This window comes from Roseomonas genomospecies 6 (assembly GCF_008365375.1).
Classification (GTDB): Bacteria; Pseudomonadota; Alphaproteobacteria; order Azospirillales; family Azospirillaceae; genus Azospirillum.
The window spans coordinates 20,906-40,839 of record NZ_QOKW01000040.1 but is presented as its reverse complement, the minus strand read 5'-3'; the positions used below and the strand labels follow the sequence as shown (position 1 = coordinate 40,839).

17 protein-coding genes and 1 rRNA gene are annotated in these 19,934 nt (G+C 68.2%); 9 read left to right on the top strand and 9 right to left on the bottom strand.

Annotated elements, in window-relative coordinates; all coding sequences use genetic code 11:
* Both rrf and DS843_RS28425 read left to right on the top strand, forming a co-directional pair.
* A 5S ribosomal RNA gene (rrf, locus tag DS843_RS28430) occupies positions 1-89 on the top strand; the annotation flags it as partial.
* Between the two features lie 299 nt (positions 90-388).
* On the top strand, positions 389-1,555 hold the full coding sequence (locus DS843_RS28425; protein ID WP_286192375.1) for a PQQ-dependent sugar dehydrogenase: 1,167 nt from the start codon (positions 389-391) through the stop codon (positions 1,553-1,555).
* A 23-nt stretch (positions 1,556-1,578) separates the two neighbouring features.
* On the opposite strand, the gene DS843_RS28420 is transcribed toward DS843_RS28425, so the two are convergent.
* Positions 1,579-1,818, bottom strand: a complete 240-nt coding sequence (locus DS843_RS28420) for a hypothetical protein (protein ID WP_149472188.1) — start codon at positions 1,816-1,818, stop codon at positions 1,579-1,581.
* Between the two features lie 148 nt (positions 1,819-1,966).
* Between DS843_RS28420 and DS843_RS28415 the strand changes: the two genes are divergently transcribed.
* Positions 1,967-2,791 (top strand): TrmH family RNA methyltransferase, encoded by an 825-nt coding sequence (locus tag DS843_RS28415; RefSeq protein WP_149472187.1) that lies wholly within the window; start codon positions 1,967-1,969, stop codon positions 2,789-2,791.
* Here the strand turns inward: DS843_RS28415 and DS843_RS28410 are convergent.
* Positions 2,777-3,697 (bottom strand): LysR substrate-binding domain-containing protein, encoded by a 921-nt coding sequence (locus tag DS843_RS28410; protein ID WP_475849439.1) that lies wholly within the window; start codon positions 3,695-3,697, stop codon positions 2,777-2,779. The genes DS843_RS28415 and DS843_RS28410 overlap by 15 nt on opposite strands.
* A 130-nt stretch (positions 3,698-3,827) precedes the next feature.
* On the opposite strand from DS843_RS28410, the gene DS843_RS28405 reads away from it, so the two are divergent.
* Positions 3,828-5,297, top strand: a complete 1,470-nt coding sequence (locus DS843_RS28405; RefSeq protein WP_149472185.1) for a catalase — start codon at positions 3,828-3,830, stop codon at positions 5,295-5,297.
* Positions 5,298-5,441: 144 nt separating this feature from the next.
* Here the strand turns inward: DS843_RS28405 and DS843_RS28400 are convergent, their stop codons facing one another.
* From DS843_RS28400 to DS843_RS28385, 4 genes are all read right to left on the bottom strand, one after another.
* Positions 5,442-6,041, bottom strand: coding sequence for a cytidine/deoxycytidylate deaminase family protein (locus DS843_RS28400; RefSeq protein ID WP_149472184.1), 600 nt, complete (start codon positions 6,039-6,041; stop codon positions 5,442-5,444).
* Positions 6,042-6,343: 302 nt separating this feature from the next.
* Positions 6,344-9,421, bottom strand: coding sequence for a MexW/MexI family multidrug efflux RND transporter permease subunit (locus DS843_RS28395; RefSeq protein ID WP_149472183.1), 3,078 nt, complete (start codon positions 9,419-9,421; stop codon positions 6,344-6,346).
* 10 nt (positions 9,422-9,431) lie between these two features.
* The gene (locus tag DS843_RS28390; RefSeq protein WP_149472182.1) at positions 9,432-10,628 is read right to left on the bottom strand and encodes an efflux RND transporter periplasmic adaptor subunit; all 1,197 of its coding nucleotides are present in this window, start codon (positions 10,626-10,628) and stop codon (positions 9,432-9,434) included.
* Positions 10,618-11,334 (bottom strand): TetR/AcrR family transcriptional regulator, encoded by a 717-nt coding sequence (locus DS843_RS28385; protein WP_149472181.1) that lies wholly within the window; start codon positions 11,332-11,334, stop codon positions 10,618-10,620. The genes DS843_RS28390 and DS843_RS28385 overlap by 11 nt, the downstream gene beginning before the upstream one ends.
* A gap of 185 nt (positions 11,335-11,519) precedes the next feature.
* Here DS843_RS28385 and DS843_RS28380 point away from each other — a divergent pair, with 185 nt between their 5' ends.
* The 5 genes from DS843_RS28380 (at position 11,520) to DS843_RS28360 (ending at position 16,662) form a co-directional block, all read left to right on the top strand.
* A complete protein-coding gene (locus tag DS843_RS28380; protein WP_149472180.1) occupies positions 11,520-11,924 on the top strand; it encodes a hypothetical protein in 405 nt (134 codons plus the stop codon).
* Positions 11,925-11,998: 74 nt separating this feature from the next.
* Positions 11,999-13,489, top strand: coding sequence for a multicopper oxidase family protein (locus DS843_RS28375; protein ID WP_149472179.1), 1,491 nt, complete (start codon positions 11,999-12,001; stop codon positions 13,487-13,489).
* Between the two features lie 242 nt (positions 13,490-13,731).
* Complete coding sequence (locus DS843_RS28370; protein WP_149472178.1) at positions 13,732-14,760, top strand: polysaccharide pyruvyl transferase family protein; 1,029 nt, start codon at positions 13,732-13,734, stop codon at positions 14,758-14,760.
* Positions 14,761-14,815: 55 nt separating this feature from the next.
* Positions 14,816-16,075 carry a hypothetical protein gene (locus tag DS843_RS28365; protein ID WP_149472177.1) on the top strand — a complete coding sequence of 420 codons (1,260 nt, stop codon included), beginning with the start codon at positions 14,816-14,818 and terminating at the stop codon, positions 16,073-16,075.
* A gap of 329 nt (positions 16,076-16,404) precedes the next feature.
* Positions 16,405-16,662 (top strand): hypothetical protein, encoded by a 258-nt coding sequence (locus DS843_RS28360; protein ID WP_149472176.1) that lies wholly within the window; start codon positions 16,405-16,407, stop codon positions 16,660-16,662.
* Between the two features lie 71 nt (positions 16,663-16,733).
* On the opposite strand, the gene argE is transcribed toward DS843_RS28360, so the two are convergent.
* Genes argE through DS843_RS28345 form a run of 3 tightly spaced genes read right to left on the bottom strand, consistent with a single transcriptional unit; the run spans position 16,734 to position 19,932 of the window.
* Positions 16,734-17,930, bottom strand: coding sequence for an acetylornithine deacetylase (argE, locus tag DS843_RS28355; protein WP_149472175.1), 1,197 nt, complete (start codon positions 17,928-17,930; stop codon positions 16,734-16,736).
* Positions 17,927-18,946 (bottom strand): ABC transporter ATP-binding protein, encoded by a 1,020-nt coding sequence (locus DS843_RS28350; protein WP_149472174.1) that lies wholly within the window; start codon positions 18,944-18,946, stop codon positions 17,927-17,929. The genes argE and DS843_RS28350 overlap by 4 nt, the downstream gene beginning before the upstream one ends.
* Entirely contained in the window at positions 18,943-19,932 is a 990-nt protein-coding gene (locus tag DS843_RS28345) for an ABC transporter ATP-binding protein (protein WP_149472173.1), read from the bottom strand. Before DS843_RS28345 ends, DS843_RS28350 begins: the two co-directional genes overlap by 4 nt.
* Positions 19,933-19,934 lie beyond the last annotated feature (2 nt).

Genomic DNA, 19,934 nt, shown 5'->3' with positions numbered 1-19,934 from the left:
ACCCGATCCCATCCCGAACTCGGCCGTGAAACGCCTCAGCGCCGATGGTACTGCGTCTCAAGACGTGGGAGAGTAGGTCGCCGCCAGGTCACCACGGCACACGCCCGACCAAAACCGGTCCGGACGCCGCGGAACGTTGTACAGTCACGCGACAATCGGCTTCATGGACGACAAAACCGGCGCTTTTCCGCAAGGGAAGCGCCGGCTTTTCGTCGTTTGGTGTGGTGAAAGTTTGTGTCGGGGGTGCGGGCGCTGGACCCCCTCCCTAAACCTCCCCCGCCGGAGGTGAGGGAAGGGACTATGAGGGTTGGGGTTGGCTTGGGTATCTTGTTCGGAGCGGCTGTGCCCCCACCTACGCATCGACAGCGATGACGTGGGAGGACGAAGAATGCGCATGGGCCGAACCGCCGCCCTGATGACCGCCACCGCCCTTGCGGCTTGCTTGAGCGTCACGGACGCCGGTGCGGTCGACAAGGTGTTCAAGACCGAGAAGGCGATGGTCTCGGTGAAGACCGTCGTGAGCGGTCTCAGCCATCCCTGGGGACTGGCCTTCCTGCCCGATGGCCGGATGCTGGTGACGGAGAAGGACGGCCGGCTGCGCATCGTGGCGCAGGACGGCACGCTCTCCGCGCCGGTGAAGGGCGTCCCGAAGGTCGATGACCGGGGGCAAGGCGGACTGCTCGACGTGGCGCTGGACCCGGATTTCGCGCAGAACCGCTTTGTCTATCTCAGCTACTCCGAACCGGGGCCGGAGAGCGGCACCAACTCCACCGCCGTGGCGCGCGGCGCGCTGAACGCCGACGGCACCGCCCTGACCGACGTCCAGGTCATCTTCTCGCAGAAGCCCAAAGTGGAAAGCCGGATGCATTACGGGTCGCGGCTGGTCTTCGACCGGCAGGGCCACCTGTATGTGACGCTGGGCGAACGCTCGCTGGAGCGGTTCCGGACGCAGGCCCAGGACCTCGACTCGCATCTCGGCAAGGTGGTGCGGATCAACCGCGACGGCTCCGTTCCCGCCGACAACCCCTTCGTGAACCGGTCCGACGCGCTGCCGGAGATCTGGTCCTACGGCCACCGGAACATCCAGGGCGCCGCGTTGAATCCGCAGACCGGCGCTCTGTGGATCAACGAGCACGGTCCCCGCGGCGGCGATGAGATCAACGTGCCGGAGCCGGGCAAGAATTACGGCTGGCCCGTGGTGTCCTATGGCGTGAATTACAACGGAACGCCGATCGGGACGGGCAAATCAAGCGCCCCCGGAATGGAGGAGCCGGTTTACCAGTGGACCCCGGTCATCGGCGCTTCCGGGATGACCTTCTACACGGGTGACGCGGTTGCCGGCTGGAAGGGCAGCCTGTTCAACGGCGGGCTGGCGACCAAGGAGGTCGTCCGGCTCGAACTCGACGGCAACAAGATCAAGCACGAGGAACGTATGTTCCGCGATCTGGGCAAGCGCATCCGGCAGGTCAGCCAGGGGCCGGACGGTGCCTTGTATCTGCTGACCGACGAGAACAGCGGCGAGGTCTTGCGGGTGGCCCCGGTGGGCAAGCCGTAAGCGCCGTATCAGCAAGCGCCGTATCAGTGGCCCCGGTCACGCGCTTCGCCGTGCCGAGGCTTCTTCAGGCGTTCGGCGGCCATCAGGCTGCTGCGGCTCATGCCGATGTCCCTCAACAGATGGTCGTCGATGCGGTCGCAGGCGCCTGACGTCCAGCTTCGGGACCGGTGCGTCTTGAGCGTGCGGCAGACGCCCAGCAGCGCCGCGGTGAGCGATTTCGGCAGGGCTGCGCCAAAGGCGAGGACGGTGGACAGGTGGGGCATGGGCGGTTCCTCCGTTCCGGCGGGGACGGCCGCCCCGCGTTGCCGTATCGGTCTATCGGACTTCGGCCGGCGCGGAAGTGGCGCCCCTCACACCGGTCCTTCGTTTTCCGGCCTTCCGGTGCGGCGCCGGGGACGCTACACAAGCGTCATGCCACCCATCATTCCCATCGAAGACCCCGGTGACCCGCGGATCGCCGCCTACCGCGACGTGAAGGAGCGCGACCTCGTGGGACGGGAGGGACGCTTCATCGCCGAAGGCGCGGTGGTGTTGCGGACCCTGCTGACCGCCTCGCGCCACGAAACCCTGTCCCTGCTGATCGCGGACAAGCGGATCGCCGGGCTGGAGCCGATGCTGGCGGCTCTGCCAGCCGGGGTGCCGGTCTACAGCGCCCGGCAGGAGGTTCTGGACGTCATCGCAGGATTTCCGCTGCACCGGGGCATCCTGGGTCTGGGACGGGCGGCGCCGATGCCGGAGCCGGACGCGCTTCTGGCCGGGTTGTTACCGCGGGCGACCGTCCTGGTGCTCTGCGGGATCGGCAACCACGACAATGTGGGCGGCATCTTCCGCAACGCGGCGGCCTTTGGGGTGGATGCGGTGCTGCTCGATTCCGGCTGCTGCGATCCGCTCTACCGCAAGGCAATCCGCGTGTCGGTCGGGGCGGCGCTGCGGGTGCCCTTCGTCCGCATTCCGGCGGGAACCGATCCGGTCGCCCTGCTGGAGCGGCATGGTTTCGCGGCGGTCTCGCTGAGTCCGGCGGGTGCGGTGACCCTGGCGGGCCTGCGCCGTCCGGATCGCGCGGCGCTGCTCCTGGGATCGGAGGGGCCGGGTCTGCCGGCCTCCGTCCTGGCGCGGACGCGGACGGTGCGCATCCCCATGGCGCCGGACTTCGATTCCCTGAACGTCGCCACGACCAGCGGGATCGTGCTGCACCACCTCGCCTTCATGGCGGAACCGGACTCACGGGGCGGCTGAGCCGTCGATCCGGCGCAGGCCGGGTGGGGTGGCGTCGCGCAGGCTCCGGGCGAGGGCGCGGAAGCCGGCGGCGCGCGGGTCGCTGGCCCGCCAGACCAGCCCGATGACCCGGCCCGGCGGGTCGCCCTGGAAATCGCGGTAGGCGATCAACCCGCCCACCGTCGCCGCTTCCCCATCCCCGGTGGCGAGCCGCGGCATCAGCGTGTAGCCGGTTCCGCTGGCGACCATGTGGCGCAGCGTCTCCAGCCCGGTGGCGTGGCGCATGCCGCGGGTGGTGGCGCCGCAGGCGGCCAGCGCCTGATCGCGCAGGCAATGCCCCTCCTCCAGAAGCACCAGCTCGCCGGGGTCGAGGTCGGCCAGGGCGATGGAGGGCAGGCTTTCCAGCCGGTGACCAGCAGGGTAGGCCAACACGAAGGGCTCGAAGAACAGGGCGTCGCAGGTCAGCCCGTCGCCATCGACGGGCAGGGCGAGCAGAACGGCGTCCAGCCGCCCTTCCCGCAACTCCTCCAGCAGGCCGTCGGTGCGTCCCTCGGACAGGACGAGCTGGACGTCGGGCAGATGCCGGCGCATGGCGGGAAGGACATGGGGGAACAGGTACGGCCCCAACGTCTGGATCGCCGCGATGGAGAGTGGGCCGTGCAAGGTCCCCTCCGTCCCGCGAGCCAGCGCCAGCAGGCGGCGCGCCTCCTCCAGGACGACGCGGGCCTGCCGGATCACCACCTCTCCCTGCGGGGTCGGCAGCACGCGGCGGCTCGTCCGTTCGAACAGCGGAATGCCGAGAAGGTCTTCGAGCTTGCGGATCTGGGCGCTCAGCGAGGGCTGGCTGACGGAGCAACGCTCCGCCGCCTTGCCGAAATGCCGCTGCTCGGCGACGGCCACCACATACTCCAGATCGCGAAGGGACAAGCCGGCAAGATTCATAGGATCAAGCTATCGAAGCATTTGAAACGATGTCTTGGATATATCAACGATGCGGCGGGATAACCAGGGGGCAAAGCGGACGAGACGACCGATAAGAAACGCAAGGAGTTGAGCCATGAGCACCCTGACGACCGCTGCCGGAATCCCCGTTGCCGACAACCAGAATTCGCTGACCGCCGGCCCGCGCGGTCCGGTGCTGATGCAGGATTTCCACCTCATCGAGAAGCTGGCTCACTTCAACCGCGAACGCATTCCGGAGCGGGTGGTCCACGCCAAGGGGGCCGGCGCCTATGGCGTCTTCCGGGTGACGAAGGACGTGACGCCCTACACGTCGGCCAAGTTCCTGTCGGACATCGGCAAGGAGACGGAGGTGTTCCTGCGCTTCTCCACGGTCGGCGGCGAGAAGGGCTCCGCCGACGCCGAGCGCGACCCGCGCGGCTTCGCCGTCAAGTTCTACACGGAGGACGGCAATTACGACATGGTCGGCAACAACACGCCGGTCTTCTTCATCCGCGATCCGCTGAAGTTCCCCGACTTCATCCACACGCAGAAGCGCAACCCGGCGACCAACCTGAAGGACCCGACGGCGGTCTGGGACTTCTTCTCCCTGTCGCCGGAGACGATGCACCAGTTGACGGTCCTGTTCAGCGACCGCGGCACGCCGCGCGGCTACCGCCACATGGACGGCTTCTCCAGCCACACCTTCTCGTGGATCAACGCGGCGGGCGAGCGCTTCTGGGTCAAGTACCACTTCAAGACCCGCCAGGGCATCCAGAACTTCACGGCGGAGCAGGCCGTGCGCATGGCCGGCGTTGATCCCGACCACGCAACCCGCGACCTGTTCGCCGCCATCCGGGACGGCGATTTCCCGGCCTGGACCGTGTCGGTGCAGATCATGCCGGAGCAGGAGGCCAGCGCCTATCGCATCAACCCGTTCGACCTAACCAAGGTGTGGCCGCACGCCGACTATCCGCTGGTCGAATTCGGCGAGCTGGTGCTGAACCGCAACCCGGAGAACTTCTTCGCGGAGGTCGAACAGGCCGCCTTCAGCCCGGCCAACGTTGTCCCCGGCATCTCCTTCAGCCCGGACAAGATGCTGCAGGGCCGGCTGTTCGCCTACGCCGACGCGCACCGTTACCGGCTGGGCGCCAACCATCAGGCGCTGCCGGTCAACGGCCCGCACGCGGCGAAGGCCCGCAATTATCAGCGCGACGGGGCGATGCGCTTCGACGGCAACGGCGGCGGCGGTCCGAACTACGAGCCGAACAGCTTCGGCGGCCCGGTGCAGAACGGGGCAGTGGCCGAGCCGCCGTTGCGCGTCTCCGGCGACGCCGCCCGCTACGACCACCGCGAGGGCAACGACGACTATGCCCAGGCCGGTGCCCTGTTCCGCCTGATCGGGGCGGAGGCGCAGGAGCGGCTGATGGACAACATCGCGGACTCGCTGGGGCAGGCGCCGGGCTTCATCCAGCAGCGCCAGTTGAAGCACTTCTTCGCGGCGGACCCCGCCTATGGCGCCGGCATCGCCAAGCGGCTGGGGGTGATGGCGGGTGCGGGGGCTGATGCCGCCACCGTGGCTGGCTGAGCCCGAAACTCCACAGCATAAGCATGTGATCCGCACCGGTCTGGGGCATGACGCGGCCGTCATGACCCAGACCCAGGCTTGTTTGCGGTCAAGAGCTTTGTCCCGGCGGAGCCGGAAACGGGGCTGGGAAGACCCCGTTTGGGATCACCAGGTCCCGATGTCCGCCTGCTGAGCCGCTCGTCCCTGTCCGTTCCAGGTCGTCATGGCGCCGACCCCGCCGGGGTATGCGAACCGGTAGTAGACATTCAGCGTGACGGCTCCGAGACCGAGCCCATTCAGCCATGCCTGGCACTGATGCGTTCCAGGCCCATTGCAGGGATGCAACTGGACGAACATGACCGCCTGATTGCCGGGAGCGTGGAGATTGGGCAGGCCGGCGGTGTTGATCGCGACCCGTTCAGCGTGTCCGCCGCCGTTGAAGCCGGGAACGGGAACGTTGGCAGCGATCGTCGCGATTTGGGAGTTTCCGAAGGCGATGCCATAGCCCAGGCCGCCAACCGTCGCAACGCCGCCGCCATTAGGAATCGCGCCGACCGGATTTATCGGGGTGAGGTTGGGAAAGTCCGGGCTGGGATTCACCGCGACCGCCGCCCAGCAACTGCCATTGGCAATTCCTCCCCCCGGCCCGAGCGAGATGTTGAGCTGATACTGGTCCACGCATTGCCGGGCCAATTCGATGGCGTCCGCAAACCGGGGCTGTGCCCCATTCGTGGCGGTGTCGAGATGACGGATGATAACGGGCATGTGTGTGTCCTTGCCGATGGTGGTTCGAGGCTTGGCAGCCCCTATCGGCTAGGACGCGACACACTTATAGCGTGTGAATTTCCTTATCCCTCAATCGTCGATGAGTTCGTGACGGATCGCGGGAACCGTTGCGGCACCTTTGGGTGACGGTGTGCAGGATGCAGGTGTCGGGTTCCTTCCCCCCATCCCGGGCAGGGTCCGATCAATGCCCGACCGCGAGGCCAAGTTCCGATCGACAGGAAAAAACCCCCTCGCCCAGGCACGGGCGAGGGGGTTTGGAAAAACCGCAGTCCGGCTTGGCGTTACCGCGAGGCCGCCGCGATCTCCCGCGCGCGGCGGGAGACCGACGCCGCGTAGTGGTCCTTCGCCAGGATGGTGTAGACCGCCGGCAGGACGAACAGCGTGAACAGCGTGCCGATCAGCATGCCCGACACGATCACCAGACCGATGGAGAAGCGGCTGGCCGCACCGGCCCCGGCGGCGGTCAGCAGCGGCAGAAGGCCCACCACCATCGCCGCCGTGGTCATCAGGATCGGGCGCAGACGGACGCGGGCCGCGTGCTCGATCGCGGTGCGGCGGTCCACCCGCTCGTTGATCTGCATCTCGCGGGCGAACTCCACCATCAGGATGCCGTGCTTGCTGATCAGGCCGATCAGCGTCACCAGACCCACCTGGGTGTAGATGTTCATGGTGGCCAGACCGAAGAACAGCGGCAGCAGCGCCCCGCAGATCGACATGGGCACCGAGATCAGGATCACCAGCGGGTCGCGCAGGCTCTCGAACTGCGCCGCCAGCACCAGATAGATGACCACCAGCGCGAAGACGAAGGTGACCATGAGCTGGCTGCCCTCCGTCACGTACTGGCGCGATTCCGACAGGTAGGCATGGCCGAACCCGGCGGGCAGGATCTCTCGGGCCTTCTGCTCCAGGAACTCCACGGCCTGCCCCATCGTCACGCCCGGCATCGGCACGGCGGAGAATGTGGCGGAGGGAAGCTGGTTGTACTTGGTCAGGGCGTTCGGCTCCGTCGCCGTCTCGATGGAGACGACGGTGGACAGCGGGATCTGCGCGCCGTTGCCCGCCGTGACGTAGTAGCGGGTCAGCGTCTCCGGCGTCAGGCGCTTGTCGCGCGGAACCTGCGGGATGACCTCGTAGGAGCGTCCGTTCAGGTTGAAGCGGTTGACGTAGTTGCCGCCGACCAGAACGGCCAGCGTGTCGCCGATCGACTGCATGGACAGGCCCAGGTCCGCCGCCTTGGAGCGGTCCACATGCAGCCGGATGACCGGGCTGTTGAACTGCAGGTCGCTGTCGGTGACGATGAACATGCCGCTTTCGGTGGCGGCGGCCTTGATGCGTTCGATGGCGTCGAAGATGGTCTTGTAGTCGCCGGGGCTGTTGATGACCATCTGCACCGGCAGGCCGCCGGTGGAGCCGGGCAGGGCCGGCGGCGAGACCAGGAACACCTGCGTGCCGGCGACGTTGGCAAGCTCGGCCTGGACCAGCGGCTGAAGCTCCTTGGCGCTGCGGGTGCGCTCGTCCCACGGCTTCAGGATCATGCCGGCGAAGCCCTGGGTCAGGGTCGGCATGCCGTTCAGCACGAAGCGGGTGTCGGTCTCCGGATAATGGGTGAACACCTCGTCCATCTGGCGGCCATAGGCGTCCATGTAGTCGAGGTTGGCGTATTGCGGCCCCTTGGTGATGCCGAACAGGATGCCCTGGTCCTCCTCCGGCGCCAGTTCCGACATGGTGTTGGCGAAGAGGAACCCGACGCTGAGCAGCACGCCGAAGCCGAACAGCAGGGTCGCCGCCCGGAAGTCCAGCGCGCCGGCCAGCCGCCGCCCGTACCAGCCGGCCAGCCGTTCGAAGGTGCGGTCCACGAAGCGGGCGAAGCGGCCCTCGTTCATGTCGCAGGTCAGCAGGACGGAGCACATCATCGGCGACAGGGTCAGCGCCACCACGCCCGAGATGATGACCGCCCCCGCCAGCGTGAAGGCGAACTCGCGGAACAGCGCGCCGGTCAGCCCGCCGAGGAAGCCGATGGGGGCATAGACCGCGGCCAGCGTGATGGTCATGGAGATGATCGGCCCGATGATCTCCCGCGCGCCGATCAGCGCGGATTCGACGGGCGACTTTCCTTCCTCCAGATGGCGGTGGACGTTCTCCACCACCACGATGGCGTCGTCCACCACGAGGCCGATGGCCAGCACCATGGCGAGCAGAGTCAGCAGGTTCAGGCTGAAGCCCATGGCCAGCATGATCGTCGCGGCCCCCACGATGGACAGCGGGATGGTCACGATGGGGATCAGCACCGACCGGAAGGAGCCCAGGAACAGGAAGATCACCACGATGACGATGCCGACCGCCTCCAGCAGCGTCTTCTGCACCTCGTCGATGGAGGCCTGGATGAAGCGGGTGGAGTCGTAGACGATCTCCATCTTCAGCGACGGCGGCAGGTTGCGCTCCAACTCCGGCACCAGCTTGCGGATGTCCTCCACGATGGTCAGCGGATTGCCGGTGGGGGTGGAGTTGACGCCGATGAAGATCGCCTGCTGGCCGTTCATCGACACGCTGGCGTTGGAGCTTTGCGCGCCCAGCTCGATCTGGGCGATGTCTTTCATGCGGACCAGCGCGCCGTCCTTGGACTTCACCACCATCTGCCGGAACTGCTCCACGTCGGTCAGGCCGGTGTTGGTGGTGATGTTGGAGACGACGAAGACGCCCTTCGCCTGCCCGGGCGCGGACTGGTAGTTGTTGGCCTGGATCGCCGCCCGGACGTCCGCGGCGGCGATGTTGCGGGCCGCCATCCGGTCCGGGTCCAGCCAGACGCGCATGGCGAAGGTCTGCCCGCCCAGGATCTGGGCCTCCGCCACGCCGGGCACGGTGGACAGCAGCGGCTGCACCACGCGCGTCAGATAGTCGGAAATGGCCGCCCCGGACAGCTCCGCGCTGGCGAAGCCCATGTAGAGGATGGAGGTCGTCTCGCCCGTGGATTTCAGGATCACGGGGTCGTTGGCCTCGCGCGGAAGCTGGTATTTGACCTGCTGCACCTTCGACATCACGTCGGTCATCGCGACGTTGGGGTTGAAGTTCAGCCGGATGTAGGCGGTGACGAGGCTCACCCCCTGGGTGGAGGAGGAGGTGATGTAGTCGATGCCTTCCGCCGTCGCCACCGCCTGCTCGATGGGCGTCGTGATGAAGCCCTGCATCAGGTCGGGTGCCGCGCCGGGATAGGCGGTGGTGATGGTGATGACGGTGTTCTGAAGCTCCGGATACTGGCGGATCGGCAGATCCGTCAGCGACCGGATGCCGACCAGCAGGATCAGCAGGCTGACCACCAGAGCCAGGACCGGCCGCCGGATGAAGATGTCGGTGAATGACATGGCCGGGTCCTCAGTTGCGCGGAACGGTCTGCGGCGGCACCAGCGCGCTCGCTTCCGTCGGCACCACGGCGGCGCCGTTGTTCAGCTTGAGCTGGCCGGAGGACACCACCCGGTCGCCGGGCTTCACCCCCTCCAGGATCTCCACCTTGTTGTCGAACCGGTCGCCGGTCTTCACCGGAACGCGGTTGACCACATAGCCCTCCTTGCCCTCGCCGTCCTTCTGCGCGGCGACGACGAAGACGCTGTCGCCGTAGACCGTGTAGTCCACCGCGGTTTCCGGCACGACGATGCGGTCCGGGGCCGCCGGCTGGACGACGCGGATGTTGGCGAACATGCCGGGCAGCAGCTTGCGCTCGGGGTTCTGGAGCGTGGCGCGCACCTTGATGGCGCGGGTATCCGGGCTGACCTGAGGCTCGATGGTGGAGATCGCCGCGTTGAAGCTGGCGCCGGGGGCGGCGTCGGCGGCGACCAGCACCGGCTGGCCGATGCGGATCTGGCTCAGCGCCTGCTCGGGCAGGGTGAAGTCCACGAACAGGTTGGACAGGTCGGTCAGCGTGACGATGGGGCCGCCGGCGCTGACATACTCGCCGACATTCACCTGCCGGATGCCCAACTCGCCGTCGAAGGGCGCGCGGATCAGCTTCTGGGCGATCAGCGCCTCGGTCTTCTTGATGTTGGCGTTGGCCTCGTCGAGTTGCGCCTGGTTCTGGTCGACGGTGACCTGCGGGCCGGCCTGGTTGCGCAGCAGGTTGCGGGCGCGCTCCAGGTTGTTCTCCGCCAGCTTCGCCTGGGCGCGGTAGGCCAGCAGATCCGCCTGGTCCGGCGCGTCGTTGAGCTGCACCAGCGGGGCGCCGGCCTTCACGCGGGCGCCCGATTCGAAGAAGATCTGGGTCACGCGCCCGACCACCTCCGGCGCCACCGTGACCTGCCGGCTGGCGGTCAGGGTGCCGATGGCGGTGGTGAATTTGGGAACGGACTGCGCCGTCGCCTGGGCGACCGACACCGGCGTGGGCGGCGGCTTGTTGCCGGCGAAGAAGTCGGCGATGGCCTTTTCCCGGAAGCTGTTGAAGGCGTAGAGCCCGCCGAACAGCAGGGCCAGGATGACGGCCATGATGATGATGCGGAAAGCCAGCCGCCCGCGGGTGACCGGACGGCGCGCGGTGGTCCGTTCCGGCGCGTGAACGGAATGGTCGGTGTCACTCGTCACGATCAGCCTCTCTCGAACAGGTCGGTTCTGGTTCTGTTGATTGGGTGCAATGCAATGACCGCGTGTAAAGGGCGACCGTCTCCTCCCTCAGGCCGAGGCCGCGGAGGATGAAGGCGACCGCTTCGGGGACCGCCGTCCGCGGATCGGTCAGGGAGGGCACGACCGGGGTCGGGGGAAGGTGGATGGTGGCCAGCGTGGACCCCAGCATTTCCGCCATCCAGAAGGCGTTCTCCGTCACCGGCGCCGAGGGGACGAGGTCCCCGGCGGCGCGGGCGGCGCGCAGCGAGGCCACGAAGGGTGGGACGATGTGCTCCGACATCCAGCGGCGCACCATGTGCGCGAACTCCCCGTCCTCCAGCAGGCTCATGAAATAGAGCCGGTAGCGGGGGAGCAGGTTGTCCCGGTCGCTGGGCAGATCGTTGACGTAGCAACTCACCATCGCCTGGACGTAGGCGGCCAGCGTGGCCGTGCTGGGCGGCATCGCCAGAAGCTGCGCCAGTTCCTCGTCCCCATCCACGCAGGACCGGAAGATCGCCTCGTAGAGGGCCGCCTTGCTGGGAAAGTGCTTGAAGATCAGCGCCTCCGACACGCCGGCGGCCTGCGCGATCTCCTTCGTCGTGGTGGCGGCAAATCCCTTGCGCGCGAACAGCGGAAGGGCCGCGTCGATGATCGCCGCGCGCCGGGCCGAGTTGTCCAGCCGTCCCATGAATAGCCTTATTGCATAAGTGAGTACTAACTCACTTGGTTCGGGCTGCAGATATCACGGCACGGCGAGGCTGTCCAGGCCGGTGACAGGGGCGGCGGCGGCAGCGCAAAAATGTGCTTGACCTTCCCGCCGCTGGAAGGTGGAAACTGTGTGCGGTGACGCCCACACAGGGACGGGAAACGGAGATGGCGCGGGGTGGATGCACCCTTTTCGGGATTATGCCGATCGGGCGGCTGGTGGCGGGACTGCTGGTGCTGGCCGCGCTGGCGCTGTTCGCCCCTACCCCCGTGCAGGCGCATGTCCATGCCGGCGCCCATCAGACCCACGCCCCGCCCGCCGCTCCGGCACCCGCTCCGGTTATGAGCCTTTGGGTGGGCGATGCGGACCATGCCCCACCGGCGGATGACGCCTGCGCGGGAAGGAATGGGCTGTCCTGCGGCGGCGCCTGCCCGATGATGCTGTCGGGAATCGCCACGGCGGCGGCCTTTTCGGCGCCGCCCCGCGCGTCCGCTGCCTTCGCGCCGACCGGCCTGTTGCCGGAGGGAACCGGTCCGCCACCGGCCTTCAGGCCACCGCGCATGGCCGTTTGACCGGAATCCACGCCCGAGGTGCGCCTTCGCCGCGCGCCATGGGCCGCCATTTCCCAAAAACGGACCATTGCATCATGACGATTCTTCAGACCCGCCGCCGTTTCCTGACCTCGGCGGCGGCGGTTGCCGCGCTGGGCGGCGCTTCCACCCTGATTCCCGCCGTCATCCGCCCCGCGCGGGCCGCGGGCCCGGTTCGACTCACCGTCGAGCGGCGCGTGTTGGAAGTGATGGGCAAACCCGCCCCGGTCTTCGGCATCCGCCAGCCGGACGGGACCTCCGGCCTGTTTCTCGATCCGGGGCAGCGCTTTCTGGTCGATCTGGCGAACCGGGCGGGAGAGGACACCGTCATCCATTGGCACGGCATGACTCCGCCCTATGCCCAGGACGGCGTGGCCGACGCGAACCGCCCGCTGATCCGGGACGGCGCCAGCCAGAGCTACGACTTCGAGCCGCGGCCCGGAACGCACTGGATGCACTCGCACCACGGCCTTCAGGAGCAGTTGCTGATGGCGGCCCCCCTGATCGTCCGCACCGTTGGGGACCGGCGCGAGGACGCGCAGGAGGTCACCGTCCTGCTGCACGATTTCACCTTCCGGGACCCCGCCGAGGTCCTCGCCACGCTGACCGGCGGCGGGATGGCGCATGGAGGTCATGGAGGGCACGGGGGACACGGGGGCGGCCATGGGGGCGGTCACGGCGGCGGCCATGGAGGGCATGGCGGCGCCACGCCGATGTCCGGCGGGGCCGCCATGGACCTGAACGACGTCGAGTACGACGCCTACCTTGCCAACGACCGCACACTCGACGATCCGGAGGTCGTGCGGGTGGAGCGCGGCGGGCGGGTCCGGCTGCGGCTCATCAACGGGGCGACCTCCACGGCCTTCCACATCGACCTCGGCGTCTTGGACGGCACGGTGGTCGCGGCGGACGGAAACCCGGTGCAACCGGTGACCGGGCGCCGCTTCGGCATGGTCATGGGCCAACGGCTGGACATCCTGGTCCAACTGCCCGCGGAGGGCGGCGCCTTCCCCATCCTGGCGCAGCGCGAGGGGGAGCGCCAGCGCACCGGCATCGTTCTCGCCACCCCCGGCGCGGCGGTGACCAAGACCACGGGCCTCGCCGGGACCGCCGCCGGGCCGGTGGACCTGTCGCTGGAGCGGCGGCTGACGGCGCTGGAACCATTGGCGCCGCGCCCCGCCGACGCGGCCTTCACCATCCGGCTGACCGGCGGCATGGCCCCCTATGTCTGGACCATCGACGACCGCCCCTTCGGCGAGCACAGGTCGCTGACGGTGCAGAAAGGGCAGCGCGTGACCGTCACCATGGTCAACGACAGCCCCATGGCCCATCCGATGCACCTGCACGGCCAGCATTTCCAGGTGACGGCGCTCAACGGGACGGCGCTGGCCGGGGCGGTGCGCGATACGGTTCTGGTGCCGCTGAACGGGACCGTCACCATCGCCTTCGACGCCGACAATCCGGGGCGCTGGCCGTTGCACTGCCACAACCTGCTGCACATGGCGACGGGGATGATGACGGAATTGGTTTGCGAACCAATTATATGAGTACGAATATTCCAGCTCCGCACGACGTGCCGGAACGACTACCGCGAAAGTTCCCTGCCCTTTCGGACGGGTAAAACCGGCGAATCCAGGCGCATTCCTTTGGGAGAGAACTTTCACGCATCACTCCCATTCACATTGGACCGGGGCGTGTCACTTCTCTTCCATCTCCGGGGGCGCCATGTCTGGGAGCGGGTGTGACCAGTTTTCCGGGACCAATCTTCTGTGGGGGCGGGCCATTGGCCATGGATACGTGGTGTTATGACGGCGGTGCCGGGGGACGCGCAGCCGCCGGGTCTGCTGGTGGGCCGGATTCGGGATCGGCCGACCTCTGGCTGGACCCGGATCTTGCGGCCCTGGAGGCCCTGTCGCTGCGGGTGCGGGATGCGGTTCTGCCGCATCTCGGCAGCGGTCCCGCCGTCTATGCGGACATCCCGGTCCATCTGAACACCGGGGATCTGCTGATCAACCAAGCCGCGGAGATGCTGTTCGCCGACGGCGGCGTGGAGATACGGGAGCGGGTGACTCTGGGCAACGCCCGGCGCCTGCTGCGCCGCCAGCGCGACGGGCAAGCCACCATCCTGCTGCACGGCGGCGGCAATTTCGGGGATCTCTACCCCCATCACGAGCTGTTCCGGCAGAAGGTGCTGGAGCGCTTTCCGTCCAGCCGCATCGTCCTGCTGCCGCAGACGGTCTACTACCGCGACCACGACCGCCTGCGCCACGACATGAAGCGCTGGGCGGCGCACCGCAATCTGGTCTTCATGGCGCGGGACGCACCGTCGCTCGAGCTGGTGCGGCCCTTTCTGGGGGAACGGGCGATCCAGGTGCCGGACCTCGCCCATTACCTGACCCGCTATCCGGCACGTCTGACGCCGGTCCGCCCGGCCCACGACACGACTCTGCTGGTGATGGCCCGGCGCGACCAGGAATGCGCGGGGCGCCACTGGTTGCGCCAGGACTCGCCGGTCTTCGACTGGGAGGATCTGTGCGGACCGGAGGATTTCGCCGGATTCGCGCTGGCCGCCCGGCTGATCCGGCTGGACGACGCGGTGCCGCTCCCCGCCGATCCGGTGCGGAGCTGGTATCCCATCCGCGACCGGCTGATCCGCAAGGCCGTCGCCCATTTCGGCGCGGCCAACGCCGTGGTCACCAACCGCCTGCACGGGATGCTGCTGGCCCTGATGATGGGGTTGCCGGTTCAGGTGCGCGACAACTCCTACGGGAAGCTGACCAATTACATCGACAGTTGGCTGGCCGGCTGGGAACGATAGCGCCCCGCATCCGTCTGTCATCCCGGGACCTGGACTGGAGAGGACGTCGGGACGCATGGCGGGCAGGGGGCTTCACATCGGCATCGAGGAGACGGGAAGCGGCGGCATGGTGCGCCGCACCGTCCTGCTGTCCGAGGACGGCACCCGCCGCCGGAACCGCGTGGTCTACGAGTTCGAGGACCCGATCGGGACGGCGGAGGACCGGCCCATGGACGGGGCGGTCATGGCCTTCCTGTTCCACGCCATGCAGCGGGGCCTTCCCGTTCATGTGCACGGGCCGGTGACCCGCACGGCGCTGCACAACATCGACACGCTCCAGGGTGTGTGGCGACGCTGGCGACCCGACCGCTACCGGACGGTGGAGATCATCCCGGAAGCCGTCGTCGACCGCACGGCGCCCAAGCCCGGACGGCGGGCCATCGCCGCCTATTCCGGCGGGCTGGACAGCACCTTCACCATCCTGCGCCACCGGCTGCTCCTGCCGCCGGAGCGGCGCCACAGCGTCGGGGCGCTTCTGATGGTGCACGGCTTCGACGTGGCGCTCGACCACCCCGAGGATTTCGAGCGGCTGGTCGAGCGCACCCGGCCCTTCCGCGATCTGGTCGGGCTGGATCTGCGTGTGGTGCGGACCAACAGCAAGGAACTGCATCTCCAGAACTGGCAGGATTCCCACGCGGCGGAGCTGGCGGCCTGCCTGCATCTCTACGGCGCGGAGTTCGAGTTCGGGCTGATCGGCAGCACCAAGCCCTACGACGCGCTGGTCATCCCCTACGGCACCACCCCCATCGCCGACCATCTGCTGTCCGGCGACGGATTCTCCATCGTTCACGACGGGGCGGCCTGGTCCCGGACGGAGAAGGCCGCGGCGGTCGCCGCCCACCCGGAGGCCGTCCTCTCCCTGCGCGTCTGCTGGGAAGGGGTGGAGCAGTACCGGAATTGCGGGGTGTGCGAGAAGTGCGTGCGCACGCGGATGAACTTCGCCGCCGCCGGGGTGGCCGCTCCCGAATGCTTCGACGGGCCGCTCGACCCCGGCCGCATCGGCGGCATCCCCGTGCGCAACGAGCCGCAGGCAGCCGAACTGCGCTCCATCCTGGACTACGCGCGCCAGCACGGCGTGGAGGGGGAGTGGCTGGAGCGGCTGAAGGAGCGGGTGGGAGCCATCCGCCCGGAAGCCGACCGACCCGAACCCGGTCACATCCGGGCGATGAAGTCCGCATCGGCCTCGCTGCGGCAGGCCGCAGGGGCGTTGCTCGACGCCATGGAACTGAAGCAGCCGCTCAAGCGGGTCCGCAACCGGCTGCGCACCCGCGGCTGAATCATTGCGCGGTTTTTCATCAGCGGGCCAGGGCTGCGGCAAGCGCCTCTACGCCGATCTGCTCGCGTCCCGCGCAAGGCTGCGTTCCCACGATATCACAAGCGCGGGGCGCGGAGATCGGTTACACTGCTGTTTGTTTGCTCCCCAAATCGAAAGGGACCCTTTCCGCCGATCGGCTGATCCCCGGCTTTATCCGCCAACCGGCAAGTGTCCGCACGTCCCTTTCCAGCCATATCCTTGAATCGCCGTCCGGTTGGGGCGGAGCGGATGCTCGAACAGCGTCAAAATCTGAGCTTGTCCCAGAACAATCGGTTCACTCCGGAGCTCTTATGACCATCGAGCTGCACACCTTTACAGTCACCCTGAATCAGGCGGAAGCAACAGCGTACAAGAGCATGGCCGAGCATCGGGCCTGGGTCCGCACCGCGGTGTCCGACCTGTCGGAGGTGCTGCGCACCGCCGGCATGGGCGCGGAGGCCCGCCTGCGCGGGCACGACCGCTCCGGTCACCTCGTCGTCGAGGCGACCGACACGGGTGTCAATTTCCTGCGCACCCTGCCGGCCATCGTCAGCGTGGAGGTCCACTGACCGGCGTAGCGCAACGGTCCGAGGGACGTTTGAATAGGGGGCCGGAGCGGCGACGCTCCGGCCCTCTTGCGTTACAGGCCCTTCTCCGCGGCGTCCTTCAGACGGTGCAGGAAGCGCTCGGCGCGGGCGAGTTCGCTCAGCTCCACATACTCGTCGGGCTTGTGGGCCTGCTCGATGTCGCCGGGGCCGCAGACCACGGCGGGGATGCCGGCGATGCTGGTGAACAGCGCACCCTCCGTTCCGAAGGCCACCTTGCCATGGCCGTTCTGCTCCGCGAGGTTCTTGACCAGCGTCACCTCCTCCGATTCCGGCGGGGTGTCCAGCGCCGGGCTGTCCGACAGCGTTTCCCAGGAGAAGCCTGCATCCGGGCGGACGGCGCGCATCTCCGGCTCCAAGGCCTTCGCGAAGTCCCGCAGCTCCTTCAGCATCGGGGCCACGGGATGGTCGGCCAGATGCCGGATCTCGAACTCGAAGGAGGCGTCGGAGGGGACGATGTTGCGGGCCGTGCCGCCCTCCATCACCCCGGTGTGCACCGTGGTGTAGGGCACGTCGTAATCGTGATCGAACGGCCCCTGCTCGGCGAAGCGGCGGCCCATGCCGCGCAGGAAGGACACCAGTTCCGCGGCGTACTCCACCGCGTTCACCCCCTGCGGGGCCAGCGAGGAATGGCAGGCGTGGCCGTGGACGCGGCAGCGCAGCGCCACCTTGCCCTTGTGGCCGACGATCACCCGCATCCGCGTCGGCTCCCCGACGATGCACAGGCGCGGCTTCGCCGCCATCCCGGCGAGCTGGTTCAGCAGGCCGGGAACGCCGATGCAGCCCAACTCCTCGTCATAGGAGAAGGCGTAATGGATCGGCGTCGTCAGGTTGGCGGCCAGGAAATCCGGCGCCATGGCCAGCGCCGCCGCGACGAAGCCCTTCATGTCCGCCGTGCCGCGCCCGAACAGCTTGCCGTCGCGCTCCGTCAGGGTGAAGGGATCGCTGGACCAGTCCTGGTCGTCCACCGGCACCACGTCGGTGTGGCCGGACAGGCAGACGCCGCCGCGGTCCGCCGGGCCGATGGTGGCGTAGAGGTTGGCCTTGGTCCGATCCTCGTTGAACACCAGCGTGCTGGGCACCCCCAGCGCCGCGAGATGATCGCGGATGTAGTGGATCAGGTCGAGGTTCGAATTGCGGCTGGTCGTGTCGAAGGCGATCAGGTCGCGCAGCAGCTCCAGCGTGCGCGGGCTGCACGCGGATGGGCCGGCGGGATCGGGTGAGGGCATCATGGACCTGTGGTTTCGTTCAGATGGCAGGCGGACCAGCGCCGGGGCGCGATCTCGCGCAGGGCAGGGCGTTCCGCCGAACAGCGTGGCATCGCGTGCGGGCAGCGCGGGTGAAAGGCGCAGCCCGGCGGCGGGTCGAGGGGCGATGGAATCTCTCCGCGGATCGGCGCGAACCGCCGCTTCTCCACGGACACGCGCGGCGCCTCGTCCAACAGCGCCTTGGCATAGGGATGATTGGGTTTGTCGAACAGCTCCGGTGTCGGGGCCAACTCCACGATCCGTCCAAGATACATGATCGCGGTGCGGTCGGAAATGTGTTCCACGACGCCCAGGTCGTGGCTGATGAAGAGATAGGTGAGCGACAGCTCTTCGCGAAGGCGCATGAACAGGTTGATGATCTGCGCCTGGATCGACACGTCCAGCGCCGCCACCGATTCGTCGCAGACCAGCACGTCCGGCTTCACGGCCAGCGCGCGGGCGATGCCGATGCGCTGCCTCTGCCCGCCGGAGAACTGGTGCGGGTAGCGGCGCAGATAGGCGGGGTCCAGCCCGACCTGCCGCAGGATCGCGGCCACATAGTCCTCCGCCTCCCGCCGCGGGACCAGCCCGTGGACCACCGGCGCCTCCCCGACGATGTCCGCCACGCGCAGGCGCGGGTTGAGCGAGGCCATGGGGTCCTGGAAGACCATCTGGATCTTCAGGTTGGCGTGGTGGCGGTCCGCCGGGGACAGGTCCCGCATGTTCCGGCCGCGCCAGCGGATGGCACCGGCGCTCGGCGGCAGGATGCCGGCGACCATGCGGCCCAGCGTGCTCTTGCCGCAGCCGGATTCGCCGACCAGCCCGACCACCTCGCCCGCCGCGATGGACAGGTCCACGCCGCTGACCGCCTGCACCGCCCGGTCGTCGATGGCCGCCCCCAGCCGGCGGGCGAAGCGCTCCACCACATCCAGCTTGCGCGCGAAGCGCTTGGTCAGGCCGTCCAGTTCCAAAATGGGAGCCACAATGGGGGCGGCGGTCATGCAGCGTCTCCCCGCGCTTCGGCTTCGAAGGGATGCCAGCAGCGCCAGGCCCGGTCCTCCCGGTCCCCGGCCAGTTCCGGCATGACGGCGCAGGCTCCGGTGGCCCGGTCGCAGCGCGGGCGGAAGGCGCAGCCCTCCGGCAGATCGAGGACGGAGGGCGTCATGCCGGGGATGGAGCGCAGCGGCACGCCGCGCCGGTTGCGGCTGGGCACCGACTCCAGCAGTCCGCGGGTGTAGGGGTGGCGCGGGCTGCCGATGATCTCCGCAACCGTGCCGGTCTCCACCACCCGGCCCGCGTACATCACCGCCACCCGGTCGGCCAGGGCCGAGACGACGGCAAGGTCGTGGGTCACCCAGATCAGCGCCGTCCCGGTCTCGCGGCAGAGCGTCTGCACCTCGAACAGGATCTGCGCCTGGATGGTGACGTCGAGCGCGGTCGTCGGCTCGTCGGCGATGATCAGGTCCGGGGAGTGCAGCAGCGCGATGGCGATGGCCACGCGCTGGCGCATCCCGCCGGAGAATTGGTGCGGGTAGGACGCCAGCCGCTCGTCGGGCGACGCGATGCCGACGCGGGCCAGCGCCCGGCGGGAGCGCTCCCACGCCTCCGCCCGGCTGACCTTTTCATGCGCCCGCACGGCCTCGACCATCTGAGTGCCGATGCTTAGCACCGGGTTCAGGGTCATCATCGGGTCCTGGAAGATCATGGCGATGCGCCGCCCTCGGATGGCGCGCAGCCGCTTCTCCCCGGCTGTGATCAAATCTTCCCCGTTGAACAGCACCCGCCCGCCGACCACCCGCCCCGGCGGATCGACGAGGCCGAGGATCGATTGCCCGGTCACCGACTTGCCGGAGCCGGATTCGCCCACCAGCCCCAGGATCTCCCCGCGGGCGAGATGCAGGCTGACCCCGTCCACGGCCTTCACGACACCGGCGCGGGTGAGGAAATGGGTTTTCAGCCCATCCACGCGCAGCAGGGGTTCGGTCATCG